General features: G+C 62.2%; 16 protein-coding genes. 9 read left to right on the top strand and 7 right to left on the bottom strand.

Annotated elements, in window-relative coordinates:
• Both WFP36_RS15875 and WFP36_RS15870 read left to right on the top strand, forming a co-directional pair.
• Window positions 1-222 (top strand): DUF6152 family protein (locus tag WFP36_RS15875; protein WP_336981935.1); only part of this gene is annotated, 222 nt, incomplete at its 5' end.
• Window positions 219-1,013 carry a hypothetical protein gene (locus WFP36_RS15870; protein ID WP_336981933.1) on the top strand — a complete coding sequence of 265 codons (795 nt, stop codon included), beginning with the start codon at window positions 219-221 and terminating at the stop codon, window positions 1,011-1,013. The genes WFP36_RS15875 and WFP36_RS15870, both read left to right, overlap by 4 nt.
• A 62-nt stretch (window positions 1,014-1,075) precedes the next feature.
• On the opposite strand, the gene WFP36_RS15865 is transcribed toward WFP36_RS15870, so the two are convergent.
• Both WFP36_RS15865 and WFP36_RS15860 read right to left on the bottom strand, forming a co-directional pair.
• A complete protein-coding gene (locus WFP36_RS15865) occupies window positions 1,076-1,399 on the bottom strand; it encodes a YnfA family protein (RefSeq protein WP_336981932.1) in 324 nt (107 codons plus the stop codon).
• 113 nt (window positions 1,400-1,512) lie between these two features.
• Window positions 1,513-3,576, bottom strand: coding sequence for a TonB-dependent receptor (locus WFP36_RS15860; protein ID WP_336981930.1), 2,064 nt, complete (start codon window positions 3,574-3,576; stop codon window positions 1,513-1,515).
• A 184-nt stretch (window positions 3,577-3,760) separates the two neighbouring features.
• On the opposite strand from WFP36_RS15860, the gene WFP36_RS15855 reads away from it, so the two are divergent.
• Window positions 3,761-4,996, top strand: a complete 1,236-nt coding sequence (locus tag WFP36_RS15855; protein WP_336981928.1) for a helix-turn-helix domain-containing protein — start codon at window positions 3,761-3,763, stop codon at window positions 4,994-4,996.
• Between the two features lie 28 nt (window positions 4,997-5,024).
• Here the strand turns inward: WFP36_RS15855 and WFP36_RS15850 are convergent, their stop codons facing one another.
• The 3 genes from WFP36_RS15850 to WFP36_RS15840 form a co-directional block, all read right to left on the bottom strand.
• Window positions 5,025-5,795, bottom strand: coding sequence for an IclR family transcriptional regulator (locus tag WFP36_RS15850; protein ID WP_336981926.1), 771 nt, complete (start codon window positions 5,793-5,795; stop codon window positions 5,025-5,027).
• The gene (locus tag WFP36_RS15845; RefSeq protein WP_336981925.1) at window positions 5,788-6,912 is read right to left on the bottom strand and encodes a cobalamin-independent methionine synthase II family protein; all 1,125 of its coding nucleotides are present in this window, start codon (window positions 6,910-6,912) and stop codon (window positions 5,788-5,790) included. Before WFP36_RS15845 ends, WFP36_RS15850 begins: the two co-directional genes overlap by 8 nt.
• A gap of 118 nt (window positions 6,913-7,030) precedes the next feature.
• Window positions 7,031-7,423: a nuclear transport factor 2 family protein gene (locus tag WFP36_RS15840; RefSeq protein WP_336981923.1), complete on the bottom strand. Its 393-nt coding sequence runs from the start codon at window positions 7,421-7,423 to the stop codon at window positions 7,031-7,033.
• Window positions 7,424-7,503: 80 nt separating this feature from the next.
• Between WFP36_RS15840 and WFP36_RS15835 the strand changes: the two genes are divergently transcribed.
• From WFP36_RS15835 to WFP36_RS15810, 6 genes are all read left to right on the top strand, one after another.
• Window positions 7,504-9,159, top strand: coding sequence for a GMC family oxidoreductase (locus tag WFP36_RS15835; protein WP_336981921.1), 1,656 nt, complete (start codon window positions 7,504-7,506; stop codon window positions 9,157-9,159).
• Entirely contained in the window at window positions 9,156-9,545 is a 390-nt protein-coding gene (locus WFP36_RS15830; protein ID WP_336981919.1) for a nuclear transport factor 2 family protein, read from the top strand. The genes WFP36_RS15835 and WFP36_RS15830 overlap by 4 nt, the downstream gene beginning before the upstream one ends.
• 125 nt (window positions 9,546-9,670) lie before the next feature.
• Window positions 9,671-10,420: an SDR family oxidoreductase gene (locus WFP36_RS15825; protein ID WP_336981917.1), complete on the top strand. Its 750-nt coding sequence runs from the start codon at window positions 9,671-9,673 to the stop codon at window positions 10,418-10,420.
• Window positions 10,420-10,947: a DUF3237 domain-containing protein gene (locus WFP36_RS15820; RefSeq protein WP_054531721.1), complete on the top strand. Its 528-nt coding sequence runs from the start codon at window positions 10,420-10,422 to the stop codon at window positions 10,945-10,947. Before WFP36_RS15825 ends, WFP36_RS15820 begins: the two co-directional genes overlap by 1 nt.
• A 27-nt stretch (window positions 10,948-10,974) precedes the next feature.
• Window positions 10,975-11,364 (top strand): nuclear transport factor 2 family protein, encoded by a 390-nt coding sequence (locus WFP36_RS15815; RefSeq protein ID WP_336981914.1) that lies wholly within the window; start codon window positions 10,975-10,977, stop codon window positions 11,362-11,364.
• A 147-nt stretch (window positions 11,365-11,511) separates the two neighbouring features.
• Entirely contained in the window at window positions 11,512-12,015 is a 504-nt protein-coding gene (locus WFP36_RS15810; RefSeq protein ID WP_336981912.1) for a DUF1097 domain-containing protein, read from the top strand.
• 66 nt (window positions 12,016-12,081) lie between these two features.
• Here WFP36_RS15810 and WFP36_RS15805 read toward each other — a convergent pair whose 3' ends face one another.
• Both WFP36_RS15805 and WFP36_RS15800 read right to left on the bottom strand, forming a co-directional pair.
• Entirely contained in the window at window positions 12,082-12,630 is a 549-nt protein-coding gene (locus WFP36_RS15805; protein WP_336981911.1) for a nuclear transport factor 2 family protein, read from the bottom strand.
• Window position 12,631: 1 nt separating this feature from the next.
• Window positions 12,632-13,618 carry a hypothetical protein gene (locus tag WFP36_RS15800; RefSeq protein WP_336981909.1) on the bottom strand — a complete coding sequence of 329 codons (987 nt, stop codon included), beginning with the start codon at window positions 13,616-13,618 and terminating at the stop codon, window positions 12,632-12,634.
• Window positions 13,619-13,645 lie beyond the last annotated feature (27 nt).

Genomic DNA, 13,645 nt, shown 5'->3' with positions numbered 1-13,645 from the left:
GCCTTCATCGAGATCGACGTGCCGGTCAAAGGCCAGACCGAACGCTGGACCATCGAAATGACCAGCCCAAATAATCTTACCAATGAAGGATGGAAACGCACCACCCTCAAAACCGGCGATAAGGTCACCCTGAAAATCCACCCGCTCCGCAACGGATCAAAGGGCGGGTCCTATGTCGCGGTTCGCAAGGCCGACGGTTTTGTTCTGGGAGACTGGAAATGAAGCGCCTCATACTCGCTGCACCGCTCGCCCTGCTGCTGGCCTCGCCCGCCGCGGCCCAGCTTGGCGCCGTCACTGCAACGCCGCCGCCCGAAGGGCTGGAGGAAGGGCAGAGCGCCGGTTATCCCAAGGGCCGCTATGCCGCGCTCGATGCCCTGCCCGATTGGGGCGGCATCTGGTTCGCGCAGTTCCGCGCCGGTGATGCCGGTGCCGGCGCGCCCAAGCTGAAAGGCGATTTCAGGGCGCGTCACGAATCCTATCGCGAGGAAGTGCGCGCGAATGACGGGGTGGTGAAGCGTGCCACTTCGAACTGCTCGCCGCCGGGCATGCCGGTGATCATGCAGACCTTCCAGTATCCATTCGAGTTCATCTTCTCGCCGGGCCGGGTCACGATCAACCAGGAAGCCTGGATGCAGACCCGTACGATCTGGACCGACGGGCGCGAACATCCGCCGCTCGAAGAGATCGATCCCACTTTCATGGGCCATTCGATCGGCCATTGGGAAGGCGATACGCTGGTGGTCGATACGATCGGCATCAACGATACGCTCGATCTGCAGCGCGGTATGGGTCACTCACCCGCCTTGCGCGTGACCGAGCGGATCCATCTCGATCCCGCCGATCAGAACGTGCTGCTCAACGAAATGGTGCTGGACGATCCCGAGGCGCTGGAAGAGCCCTTCAAGGTCGCAGTGCGCTACGGGCGCGACCGCAATGGGATGCTGATCGAGTTCCAGTGCAGCGAGAACGACCGCAACAAGGTCGACGAGCACGGCAACACTATCTTCGATTGATCGAAGGGCAGGGTCGGGATGTTGGGCGCGCGTTTTGTCCGGCAACCCGCCCCACCTCGCCTTCAGCCCGCGCGGGGACCGAACAGGATGATCGCCGCCCCGCCCAGGCATATCGCGCCGCCGATCAGGTCCCACCGGTCGGGTCGGGCGCCTTCCACTGCCCACAGCCAGACAAGCGCTGAGGCGATATAAACCCCGCCATAGGCTGCATAGGCGCGCCCGGCATGGTCGGCATCGATCAGGGTCAGCAGCCAGGCGAAGATGGCGAGCGAGACCATGCCCGGCACCAGCCAGAGCGGCGATTTACCCATGCGCAGCCATGCCCAGAAGGCGAAGCAGCCGGCGATCTCGGCAAGCGCGGCAAAGATATAGGCGATGGCGGTCATGCACCGATCCTAGGCGATGACGCCGCTGCCGAAAGAAGAAAATGGGCGCGGCCGGAGTGACCATGGCCGCGCCCAGGAAGACCCCGCTGGGAAATGGGGGTCGGGAGTTGCGTTCAGAAAGTCTTCTTCACGCCCACGCGGAACTGGCGGGGTTCCACGATGCGGCTATTGCGTCCCTCGATCCCCTCGGCAGGTTCGCCCGGGAAACGGGTGACATAGAAATAGTCGATGTCGTCGCTCTTCGAATTGAGGGCATTCAGCAGTTCGCCATAGACTTCCCAGCCTTTCAGCTTCGAGGCGGTCGGCGTCCAGGCGAGGCGGAAATTGACCAGCGTGGTCGACGCCCCGCGCTGGGAATTATCCTCAATCAGCGGGTGCGGGCCCAGATAACGCAGGCGGGCGGCGGCGTTCCATTCCGGGAACAGTGCGGAAACGCCCAGTTCGCCGGAACTTTCCAGTGCGCCCGGAACGTAATTCTCGCCTTCGGGTAGGCCGATGTAATGTGCCGAAGATCCGGTAAGCACGCCATCGAATGCCAGCCAGCCATTGGGTTTCCAGAAGGCGGTCAACTCGTAGCCGTGGCGTACGGCCGGATCGGACGGTTCGACCGCGCCGCTGTCGCCGACATAGATGAGCTCGCTTTCGATCGAGCTCCACCAATAGACGCCGGTGAAGATCAGGCCGCCCTTTTCGACGCGGAAGCCCAGTTCCTCGAAATCGCCTTCGACCAGGCCGGGAGCGGGATCGTCGGGATTGGTCACCCCGCGCGCGTCGTTGGAATGGAAGCCTTCGCCGTAATTGGCGTATAGCGCGATGCCGTCGGCGATCTCGTAATTGAGGCCGATCTTGGGCGCGAAAGTATCGTCCTTCACTATGCCGCTCCAGCCGGCCTGGCCGCCAAGGTCGGTCGTGCGGAAGCGGTACCAGTCATTGCGCAGGCCGCCGATCACCATCAGCCGGTCGAGCGGTTGCCACACGGCTTCGGCGTAGAGGCCGGCGGAAGATTCCTTCACGGCGAAGGCAGTCTTCACATAGTCGAACTGTCCTTCGATCGTATGGTCCAGCCCCACAGGATCGATCGCGTCTTCACGCAATTCGGTGCCCACGCGCAATTTCAGCGTGTCGGAGACAGTGATGTTGCGTTCGATCCGCCCGCCATAGGACCACATCTTCTCGTACTGGCGCAGCTGGTCGCCATTCACCGGATCGTCGAGGAAATAGGTGAAGTTGGACAGCAGGCTCCAGTCGTAATGCTGGGCCCAACCGGTCAGCCGCCAGTCGTCATCCTCGTAATTGAGAGTGAAGGTTTCGCGCTCCGTGCGGCCGCGCAGCGTCTTGTCGAGCGAGCCGTAACGGTCGTCCACCAGCCAGCCCACGGTGCGTTCGGGCAGCTGTTCGGTCGGCGCCCAGGTGGCCTTGAAGATGCTCAGCGACGCCTTGATCTCGCCCGCGCCGAGCGGCGCGGAATATTTGACGAGGCCCGAATAGCCCTCGAAATCCTCCGGCAGCTCCCACGGGCCGTCGTTCAGCTTAACCTGGCCGGCAATTAGCAGGTCGCCCTTGCCGACCTTGGCCGAACCGCCAGCGACTGCACGGCGATAGCCATATTCGCCCACTTCGACCGCCGCGAAGGGTGCCATCTTATTGCGCGTGGTGATGAAGCTCGCCCCCACGAAGCTGAAATCGCCCGTGTCGGCACGATAGGGGCCCTTGCGATAGTCGACGCGCTCCACGACTTCGGGGATCAGGCCGTTGACGTCCAGATAGCCCTGGCCGTGGCCATGAGTGCGGAAGTTCATCGGCATGTCGTCGATATAGAGCGCGAAATCCGTGCCGTGATCGAGGTTGAAGCCGCGCAGGAAGTACTGGTTGGCCTTGCCGCCGCCCGAATGCTGCGTGGCGATCAGGCCGGGTGTCGCCTCAAGCAATTCGCCGGGGCGGAGCAGCGGGCGGATTTCGATATCGGCACCCGCCACCCCGCCTTCGCTCGCTGCGATGGCTTGGCCGATGCGCTTCTCGCCGCGGCCGTAAACGATGATCTCGCCATGCCAGTTCACGCCATTGTCCGGCGCCTGCTCGGCCTCGGCCGCCTGCGTCGCCGGGTCGCTCCCGTCGGTATCCTGGGCCAGCACCGGAGAGGCTGCGAAGATCAGGGAGGCGGCCGCAGCCCCCGCCATCAGCATCGGACGGCGGTGGGTTGGCAAAACGAAATTTTTGGACAAATCCATTTCCCGGCTGTTAGTTGCAACTTGTTTGCAAGAGCACTGGGGAACCGCCCGGGCCATTCCAAGTTAATTACAGTTATCGGGCGTTACATCACGTTACACGGGTGAAATTTCCCGGAAATTCAGGACTTTTGAATTGAGCGACACCTCCGCCGAACTGCCTGAAACCGCTGACAGCAATGCTGTTGCATTCGCTGCGGAGGTCGCTCGGCTGAAGTCCAGCGGGGTGCTGGGCGAAGGGGGGCGGCTGGCAGAGCTGTTCGATTTCCTCGCTCGCCGGGGAGCATCCGCCGAGCCGGCAACGCAGATCGAAATCGCGGAAACTGTCTTCGGCCAGACCGCCAGCGAAAGCGACGACGCAACCGCGCGCGTCTATGTCCACCGCCTGCGCAAGCGCCTGGAAGAGTTCTACGCGCAGGACAAGGGCAATGGGACGGGCGGTCGCCTGACGATCCCTTCGGGCACCTATGCACTGCGCTTCGCCGCCTCGCCGGTGGAGGAGGAAGAGAAGGAGCCGGAAGCGACCAAGTCTTGGCGCTTGCCGAAATGGACACTCTCGGCGCTCCTGCTCCTGGCCCTGATTGCGGCATTCTTCTTTGGCCGACTCGTCGAAACCGGTGCGCCCGAGGTCAATCCGGCGTGGCGGCCCTTCCTTGAATCGGACCGGCCGATCGTTGTGGTGATGGGCGACTATTACATCTTTGGCGAAATCGACCCGATGAACCCCGAATCGGGTCGCCTGATTCGCGAGTTCACAATCAATTCGAAGACCGATCTCGCCCGCGCGCAGGAATCAGACCCCGCCCGTTACGAGATGACCGAGGATATGGGGCTCAATTACCTGCCCTTTTCGTCCGCCTATGGCCTGGCGGAACTGATGCCGATCCTCACCCAGCATCATAAGCAGGTGACGATCATGCCCGCCTCGCAGGTGACGAGCGACACGTTCCAGACCTATAATGTGGTCTATATCGGGCTGATCAGCGGCATGGGCCTGCTGGAAGACGTCAATTTCATGAATTCGGGCTTCATCGTGGGCGAAAGCTATGACGAGCTGATCGATAGCAAGACCCGCAAATCCTATATCAGCGAGGAAGCCCGCAGCCTCGCCTCCACACAATATTATTCCGATTACGGATATTTCACCGAGTTCCACGAGCCGGGCGGTGCGTTGGTGGCCGTAGTGGCCGGCGCGCGGGATACGGGGTTGCGGGGGCTGGCGCCGATCGTTGCGTCAGGAGATCTTCCGGCGAGTGTCGCGACGCTGGCAAAGCAGCGCAATCCAAAGGGATTCGAAGTGCTTTATGAGATCAAGGGCCAGCAGGGCGCCGATCTCTCGGAAAAGCTGATCTTGGCCCGTCCGCGCCCGTGAAGCGGCATATCGGATATCGGGGTGGGGATCAGCCTTCTTCGAGCAGCGTAGCGGTTCGTTCCAGCAGATCTTTGGCGCGTTTTTCCAGAGCTTCGCTGTAGCGCACCTTGGGGATCGCGACTGACAGGGCGCCCACTACCTCATCGCCCACGCGCACCACTCGGCCAATGCCGTTGATGCCGAGGCTGTATTCCTCTTCGATCACGGCAAAGCCGGTCTTGCGGGTTTCCGCGATCTGCTTGCGCAGCTTCGCTTCGCTGACGATCGTGTGAGGCGTGAATTTCTCCAGCTTCACTTCGGCAAAATACCGGTCCAGTTCCTCGTCGGGCATGGCGGCCAGCACGGCCTTCCCGGATGCGAGGGCGTACATGGGCAGGCGCGTGCCGGTGATGACGGCGTAACGCAGTGCCTGTTCGCTCATTTCCGTGGCGATGGGTTCGATCTGCCAGCCATGGCGCACCCAGAAGCTGGCGGTTTCGTTGAGCTGCACTCGCAAGGTGCGAACCAGCGGAGCGACACGCTCCACCAGCGAGAAGCCGCCGCGCTTGGCCTGCAGCCGCTCCAGCCCGGGGCCAGGGGTATACCGCCGCCCCTCACGCTGGAGATAGCCGCGATCGGCAAGGGTGGAGAGCAGGTAGGACAGGCTGCTGACAGGAATCCCCAAGGCGTTGGAGATTTCCTGTGCCACCAGCGGGCGGCCGGCAGCGACGACATACTCGATGATGTCGAGTGTGCGCGTTGCCGATTTGACGCTGCTGGATTGAGCTGCTGCCCCGCTGCCCCCCATAGCCTTATCCAATCCGGGCTTCCGCGATGTCTGCACCGTCGCGCAGCGCACGCAGCTTCTTCCAGGTCACTGCCGGGTCGATCTTGCCGTAACCGGCGAAGGTGCCGAAGCCGCAGTCGCTCGATGCGATCACCCGGTCCTTGCCGACAATGCTGGCGAAGCGTTCGACGCGCTGGGCGACGAGTTCGGCAGTTTCGATATAGTTGGAGCAGCTGTCGATCAGGCCGGGGGCCAGAATCTTGCCCGCCAGATCGGCGGCCTTCCATACTACCCATTCATGTTCGTGGCGCGGATTGGCCGCTTCGAACAGGATGGTGGAGGGACGGGCGGACAGCACGATGTCGATGATCCGCTCCAGCGGGATGTCGAAATCGTGCGGACCTTCGTAATTGCCCCAGCACACATGCATGCGCAGCTTTTCGGGCGGGATGTTCTTGGTCGCCTCGTTCAGCGCTTCCACATTGGCGCGGGCGATCTTGAGGAATTCCTCCTCGGTCAGGTCCTGATAGCCGGTGTGGCGGCTCATCGCGAGGTCGGGGCAATCGAGCTGCAGGTCGAAGCCGGCTTCCACGATGGCTTCGTATTCCGGCTGCATCGCGGTTACGAGATCGGCCAGATAAGCTTCGTGGCTGGGGTAATACTGGTTCGGCTGGAAGGCCGTGATGAGCCCCGGCGAGGCCGAGTTCATGAAGGCCGCCACGCCGTGTCCGTGCCCGGCAAGGGCGGCCTTGAAGCGGCGGATATCGTCATGCAGCGGCTGGAGATTGACCAGCTTCACTGGCGCGATGGCGCTGGCACGAGTGAATTCCTGCGCGCCCATGATGGCGGAGAGCTTCTTGGCGAGGTCCGGCACTTCGGCCAGGTCCAGCGCGGGCTTGCGCGGAGAGTGCCCGCCAAAGCCCGACAGACGTTCGATGATATAGGTGGAATAGCCGACCTTGCCGAGTTCGCCGTCGCTCACGATGGAAACGCCGGCCTCGACTTGCTGGACCACGGCCTCGTTCACGGCTTCCTGCACTACGCGGTCGAATTCTTCCGCATCGTAGGGTTCGCCCTTGTCGCGGGCGAGCAGCAAGGGGACGAGTTCGGGCCCGCGGGGCAGGCTTCCGACATGGGTGGTCTTGATCAAGTCTGGGTTCCTCCTATCCGGAACCCATGTTTCATATATGCGAAATAAACGCAAGTGTGAAAGCAGCGCCCCGCTTGCTCATCCACAGTCGCTTGCGCCTCAATAGATCGGATTGTTCCTAAACCAGCGCGCAGCCCACATTTTCAATCTTACCATCTTTGAGGTGGTAGTGAATATACTGCCGCATTTCCTGCACTTCGCCTTTGGCGATGGGGAAGAATTGCGGCATTCCGCGCTCGGCCAGGATTTCGGGCGTCAGGTCTGCAAGGCCTTCGACGCGCACGATGCCTTCCACTGCGGCCAGTTCGTCGGAGCCGGCGAAGCGTTCCACCGTCACCGTTTCCTTCACAAATTGGTGCAGGAAACCGTAGAAATCCTTGAGTTGCTGGCGGGTGGTGATCTCGATCCCGAAGAAGGCCATCTTCGGATTTTCGGCATAGAAATCGAACACCGCATCATAGTCGCGCGCGTTGAAGGCCGTGACGTAACGCTCGTAATCTTCTCTGGTCATGCCCGACCCTCTCCTTATCCCTCACATTCCTTGCCACCCTTTGTAACGATCGTTAGAAAACCGGCAAGGGAGAGGTACCGATGGTCACAGGTTCTGGCGAAGCGTTCGATTATATCGTTGTGGGTGGCGGCTCTGCGGGCTGCGTCGTGGCCGCCAGGCTGAGCGAAGACCCGAAGAACAAGGTCCTGCTGCTGGAAGCCGGCGGCAAGGACGATCACATTTTCCTCAAGATGCCGCTGGCCTTCCTCAAGGCCATGCCCGATCCGCGTTTCAACTGGACCTATTGGACCGAGGAAGAGCCGCATCTGGACGGGCGCCGCATGCCCTTGCCGCGGGGGCGGGTGATGGGCGGTTCCGGCTCGATCAACGGCATGTTCGCCATGCGTGGCCACCCGCTGGACTACGACCAGTGGGGCCAGATGGGCGCGCGCGGATGGTCTTATGCCGATGTGCTGCCCTATTTCCGCAAGATGGAAGACAGCTGGCGGGGCGAGAGCGAGTATCACGGCAAGGGTGGCCCGGTTGCCGTTCGCCCGATCGATTCGCCTTTCCTGCTGCACAAGGAAATGATGGCGACCGCCAAGGCGGCGGGCTTCGATACGACCGACGATCTGGCGGGTGCAAAGCCCGAAGGCTTCGCCCGAGGCGAGCAGACGGTGGATGCCAAGGGCCGCCGCGTCAGCGCCTCCACTGCTTATATCAAGCCCGCTTTGGGGCGGCCCAACCTTGCCGTGCAATCGGGCGCGCTGGCCCGCCGCGTGGTGTTCGAGGGCAAGAAATGCGTCGGGGTGGAGATCGATACGCCCGCCGGCCCCACGGTGATCCGTGCCAATCGCGAAGTGATCCTTTCGGGTGGCAGCTATAATTCGCCGCAATTGCTGATGCTGTCGGGCGTCGGCCCTGCGGAGCACCTCAGGAGCCATGGCATAGAGGTGGTCCATGACAGCCAGGGCGTAGGCCGCAATTTGCAGGAGCACCCCTGTGTTTCGCTGGAATGGGATGCAACCAAGCCCGTCACTTTCCTCAACCAACTGCGCTGGGACAAGATCGCGCTCAACTCGCTGCGCTGGATGCTCACGGGCAGCGGGCCGATGGCGACGCAGGTCAACAGCTGCAACGTCGTGGTGCGCACCAGCGACAAATACGATCGGCCCGATCTGCAGATCATGGTCAACCCGATCCGCTTCGATGCGCAAACCTGGTTCCCCGGCATCAAGAAGGAGCAGGAGCATGTCTTCTGGGCCGGCCTCGTTCAGCTGCATCCCGAAAGCCGCGGCTGGGTGGAACTGAAGAGTGCGGATCCCCGCGAAGTGGCCGCCGTGACCCTCAACATCATGGCCGAGGAGGCCGATCTGGCGCAGATGCGCGACGCGATCCGCACCGCGCGCCGGATCTATCGCACCGAACCGATGGGCTCGCTCACCGGCCGGGAGCGCACGCCGGGCGCGCAGGTGGAGAGCGACGAGGAACTCAACGCTTTCATCCGCGCCACTTGCTATGTCGCCCAGCATCCCACCAGCACCTGCGCCATGGGCATGGGTGAGCGGTCTGTGGTCGGCAGCGACCTGAAGGTGATCGGGGTGGAAGGGCTGCGCGTGGTCGATTGCTCGGTCATGCCCACCGTGCCGGGCGGCAACACCAACCTGCCGGTGATGATGCTGGCCGAAAAGGCGGCGGACATCATCAAGGGCCAGAGCCTGCCGCGTGCCGAGCTTGCCGGGGAGAAACTCGCATGAGCCGCACTCCGCAGGAAGAAGCGAACCTTCAGCTGGTGCTGGACATGTTCGCCCAGGTGTTGAACCCGATGGATTCAACGGCGGTGGATCGCTTCATTGCCGACGGATACATCCAGCACAACCAGTCGGTGGAGCCAGGCAAGCAGCCGCTCAAGGACTTCCTCGACATGATCAAGGGCCAGACGCCCGAGGCTGTCCACGATGTGAAGCGGGCCTTCGTCGATGGGGATCACGTGACGGTGCACTATCACGTGCGCCGCTTCCCCGGCGATCTGGGCTGGGCCGTGATCGACATCTTCCGCGTCGAAGACGGGAAGGTGAAGGAACATTGGGATGTGATGCAGGATGTGGTTGAAGGCGGGCCGAACCCGAATTCGCCGTTCTGACAGGATTTGCGCACCTACCCCGTTCGTCCTGAGCCTGTCAAAGGACCCGCGCCAGAGGGGGAAGTGCGGCGCGCATGGTTCGACAGGCTCACCATGAGCGGGCGTTGAGGTTGAAGGAGAGAATGATGCGTTTCAAGGACAAGGTCGTCCTCGTGATGGGCGGCAATAGCGGGATGGGCCTCGCCACCGCGCAGGCCTTTGCGGCCGAGGGTGCAAAGGTGCACATCACTGGACGTAATCAGCAAACGCTGGACGAGGCAGTGGCTTCTATCCCCGGCAGCAAGGGTTACCAGGCGGACATCGCAGACATCGCTTCCAGCGAGGATGTAGTGACGAAGATCGAGGCCGAAGATGGCCGAATCGACGTGCTCTACATCAATGCGGGCGTGGGTGGCTTTGCCCCGCTGCGCGACATTACGTCCGAAGCGTGGGATCACACCCATTCGATCAATCTCAAGGGCTGTGTCTTCGCTCTGCAGAAGGCGGTGCGGATCATGGGCAAGGGCGGTTCGGTGGTTGTCACCGGCTCCATTGGTGCCCATGCCAGCCTGCCGGGCAATGCCGTCTATGCCGCCGCCAAGGGCGGGCTCTATGCCGCGATGAAGGTGTTCGCGGGCGAGCTGGTTTCCGAAGGCATCCGCCTCAACATGGTCAGCCCCGGCCCGATCGATACGCCGCTGCTCTATCGCAATCCCGGCATGACCGATGAGGCGATTGCCGCGCTCAAGGAAAAGATGATCGAAAACGTGCCGATGCACCGCATGGGCCAGAGCGAGGAAGTGGCCAAGGCCGTGCTGTTCCTCGCTTCCGACGATGCCTCGTTTATCACCGCCGCGAACCTGTTCGTCGATGGCGGCATGCTGGAGCTGCGCTGATGAGCTTTTCCGATACCACCCCGTTCCAGCCGCCTTTCTCGGATCTGGACAATCCGCGCATGGAATTCGTGATGGAGGTCCGCCTGACCTTCCCCGAAGTCTATTCCATCGCGCCGCACCCCAATGGCGGCATGCGCAGCGCCGTTCTGGTGCAGGGCGGCACTTTCGAAGGGCCGAACATCCGCGGCCGTGCCGTTCCCGGTTCGGGGGGCGACTATGCCTATTTCCGGCCCGACGATGTCGCTGTGTTCGATGCGCGCTATCTGCTGGAAGAGGATGACGGCACGATCATCCTGCTCAACAACAAGGGCTTCCTGTGGGGGCGCAAGCCCGACACGATGGCCCGCCTGCGCGACTGGGCCTTCAATGGCGGCGAACCGGTTCCGCATGAGGATTACTACCTGCGCGGCAACCCCACTTTCGAATGCCCGGTGGGCAAGCATGACTGGCTTACCAAGCATGTCTTCATCGGCGTGGGCGAGCGTCGCAGCGACGGCAATCTGCTGCGCTATTACGCGCTGGTCTGAAAACGGACGGAATTGGGGAGAGACACGATGAGCCGGACGCTGCAGGAGCAGGCCAATCTCGATTTCTGCACTCGCATGTATCACGAGATGCTGTTCAAGTTCGATGCCAGCAAGATCGACGAGTTCCTGGCGGACGGCTATATCCAGCATTCCACCGCCGCGAGCGAGGGCAAGGAAGGGCTGCGCGACTTCTTCGAGAACCGCGCCAGCCGCTTCAAGGATATCGGCTTCGCGATCAAGGCCAGCTTCGTGGATGGGGACTATACGATCTTCCACATCCACACGGTGCGCTTCCCCGGCGATCCGGGCATGTCGATCATCGACTATTTCCGGCTGGAAGACGGCAAGGTGAAGGAACATTGGGAAGTGCTGCAGGAAATTCCCGAGACCCTGCCTCATTCCAACGGCATTTTCTGAGCGACCGCCGTCTGAACGCCCGGCCCACCCGGGGATGAACCGGACAAAAGCAATGGACGGGCGTGGCGGCTTGGCATAGCTTTCCCATGCGGACGGCAACGACCGGGTCGCATGCAAAGAAACAACATACGTTTTGGGGGAATCTCTATGCCTGCAGTTGTTGCGCTGGCCCTTTCGGTCGGCCTGCTCGCCGTTCTCGATACCTGGCTCTATGTCGGCCCGCTTGCCACCAGCATCCTTTCCGGACTTGTCTGGATTTCCTTCATTGCCTGGGGTTGCCACTTCCATTCGGGCGGCGGCATTAAGGGCACCACTACCGCCATCGCCTGCATGAGCTGGGGCGCCATTGTCGGCATGGGCGCCGTGATGCTGGCATCCGGCCCGCTTGGCAGCGCGCTCGGCGCGGAAGTGGGCACGGCCGTGGCAGTTGGCCTGGGCGCCGCGCTTATCTGCCTGTCCAGCAAGGTTCCGCTGCTGGCGACCATTCCGGCCAGTGTCTATGGCTTTGCCTCCATCGCCGGCCCGATCATCCTGCGCGGCGACGCCCCGGAAAAGGCGATCATGCCCGTGGTCGCCTCGGTGATCATCGGTGCGGTGTTCGGCTTCGTGTCCGAAATCGTCGCCAACGCGCTCACGAAGAAAGAAGCGTAAGCACGAATTTGCGCTCGCAGGAAGAACTGGGGCGGCACCCAAAGGGGCCGCCCCTTTTCTGTGCCTTCAGTCCTTGGTGACGTCGTAATCCTTGCGCGGCTGATAAGTGGCCGCGAACATTTCCGGCATCCCGCTATCGGCGATGATGGTCCGCTTCTGGATCAGCCATTTGCCGTCGACCCGCTTGAGCAGATCATATTCGCGGCCCTGTTCCTGGAAGCGGGGCGGTTCGTCGATCTTGGGGTTCATGATCCCGGTCCATACGAATTCGGCCGTGGCGGTGTCGCCGTTCACTTCGATCTGCGGATTGCTCAGCAGCATGTGGAACGTGCCCTGGCTGGAAGGATCGGCCTCGCCCATGCCGGAATAGAGGCCTTCGATGGCCTTGTGTCCCTTGTTCACGATGCCGTTCACGTCCAGCACCGCATCTTCGGTGTAATATTCGCCGATCCCGGCTTCCTCGCCGGTACCGAGCTGTTCGTAATATTTCACGATCAAGTCCTCGATCGCGATACGGTCGGCCAGCAGCTTCATGGCCGGATCCTCGGCCTTCTGATTGCAGGCGGACAAGGCGATGCTGGCAGCCGCCAGCGTCATCAAAGGTGCAAGGCGCATCTCAGTTCTCCCAGCCGGTCGGTGAATTATAGGTGGTGGTCAGGCCCACCGCCTCGATCTCGTGGATCTTGCCGCCCCACACCTTGTAGATGTGGATCGCGGGCATATCGAAAGGCTTGAATTCCATGTGCCGCACAGGAACGCCAGGCACGCCGATCAGGGCGAAATCCTGCTTGGTGAAATCGTGGTGGAAGTGGCTCATGCCCCAGACCAGCCCGGTAACGGTGTCGGCGATCTCCACCCGGCGGTTTTCGATGCGGCTGATATATTCCCACATATTGGTGTCCATCTGCGCGGCACAGCCCAGCCCGCCCAGATAGGCGAAGGCTGGATCGGTCTGCCCGTTGCCGCCGCCGGACTGGCGCACCATGGGGTTGCGTGCGGTCTGGAAGCCGTTCTCCCGCCGCTCGCAATCGTCGGCCATGGCGGATTGCTGCGAATTGCCGTTATCCAGCGCGTCGTAATAGCTCTTGCCCAGCCAGATCATCCGGCCGCGCGAGTCCGCATATTCATCGGGCACTTCCTTCAGCAGGGCCGGGCGCGGCGTCTGGAGGTTGGCCAGCTGCCCGTCGGTCAGTGCATTGCCGATGATGTGCTCGGCCTCCACGATCTTGCCGCCGGCGAGTTTCAGCCGGATGCCGACCAGCACGGGCTTCTTTTCCGCTCCGCCCATCACCGCCATGATCCCGACCTGCTGCGCAACCGGGTCGGGCACATGGATCACGAAATCGGTCGCGCCACCCGTAGCCGATGCCCACAGGCCTTCACCGGGCTTGATACGCTTGAGGTTTTCGACGGTCTTCAGGCCATCGGCCAGCGGCACTGCCTTGGGATTGTGAGCGGCGAGCGCGGCAACATATTTGTCGGAAAGGTCGATCAGGCACTGCCTGTCGCAATCCTGTGCTGCGACGGGCGTGGTGGCCATGGCGGACAGGAGTAAAGCGGCGGGGGCCAGCGCGGAACCGGCCAGCAAACGGTGAATCGGCATTTCAGTCATCCCCTTTTTGATTTTCCC

The sequence above is a fragment of the Fulverythrobacter fulvus genome, from assembly GCF_037154085.1.
GTDB lineage: Bacteria > Pseudomonadota > Alphaproteobacteria > Sphingomonadales > Sphingomonadaceae > Andeanibacterium > Andeanibacterium fulvum.
The sequence above is the reverse complement of the archived record's forward strand: the minus strand, read 5'-3'. Positions and strand labels throughout refer to the sequence as shown.

Coding starts and splice junctions, on each gene's coding strand:
- WFP36_RS15865 (WP_336981932.1), bottom strand. CDS start 1,399: ATGACCGCCATCGCCTATATCTTTGCCGCGCTTGCCGAGATCGCCGGC.
- WFP36_RS15840 (WP_336981923.1), bottom strand. CDS start 7,423: ATGACCAGAGAAGATTACGAGCGTTACGTCACGGCCTTCAACGCGCGC.
- WFP36_RS15815 (WP_336981914.1), top strand. CDS start 10,975: ATGAGCCGGACGCTGCAGGAGCAGGCCAATCTCGATTTCTGCACTCGC.
- WFP36_RS15825 (WP_336981917.1), top strand. CDS start 9,671: ATGCGTTTCAAGGACAAGGTCGTCCTCGTGATGGGCGGCAATAGCGGG.
- WFP36_RS15870 (WP_336981933.1), top strand. CDS start 219: ATGAAGCGCCTCATACTCGCTGCACCGCTCGCCCTGCTGCTGGCCTCG.
- WFP36_RS15820 (WP_054531721.1), top strand. CDS start 10,420: ATGAGCTTTTCCGATACCACCCCGTTCCAGCCGCCTTTCTCGGATCTG.
- WFP36_RS15805 (WP_336981911.1), bottom strand. CDS start 12,630: ATGCGCCTTGCACCTTTGATGACGCTGGCGGCTGCCAGCATCGCCTTG.
- WFP36_RS15830 (WP_336981919.1), top strand. CDS start 9,156: ATGAGCCGCACTCCGCAGGAAGAAGCGAACCTTCAGCTGGTGCTGGAC.
- WFP36_RS15835 (WP_336981921.1), top strand. CDS start 7,504: ATGGTCACAGGTTCTGGCGAAGCGTTCGATTATATCGTTGTGGGTGGC.
- WFP36_RS15810 (WP_336981912.1), top strand. CDS start 11,512: ATGCCTGCAGTTGTTGCGCTGGCCCTTTCGGTCGGCCTGCTCGCCGTT.
- WFP36_RS15800 (WP_336981909.1), bottom strand. CDS start 13,618: ATGCCGATTCACCGTTTGCTGGCCGGTTCCGCGCTGGCCCCCGCCGCT.
- WFP36_RS15860 (WP_336981930.1), bottom strand. CDS start 3,576: ATGGCGGGGGCTGCGGCCGCCTCCCTGATCTTCGCAGCCTCTCCGGTG.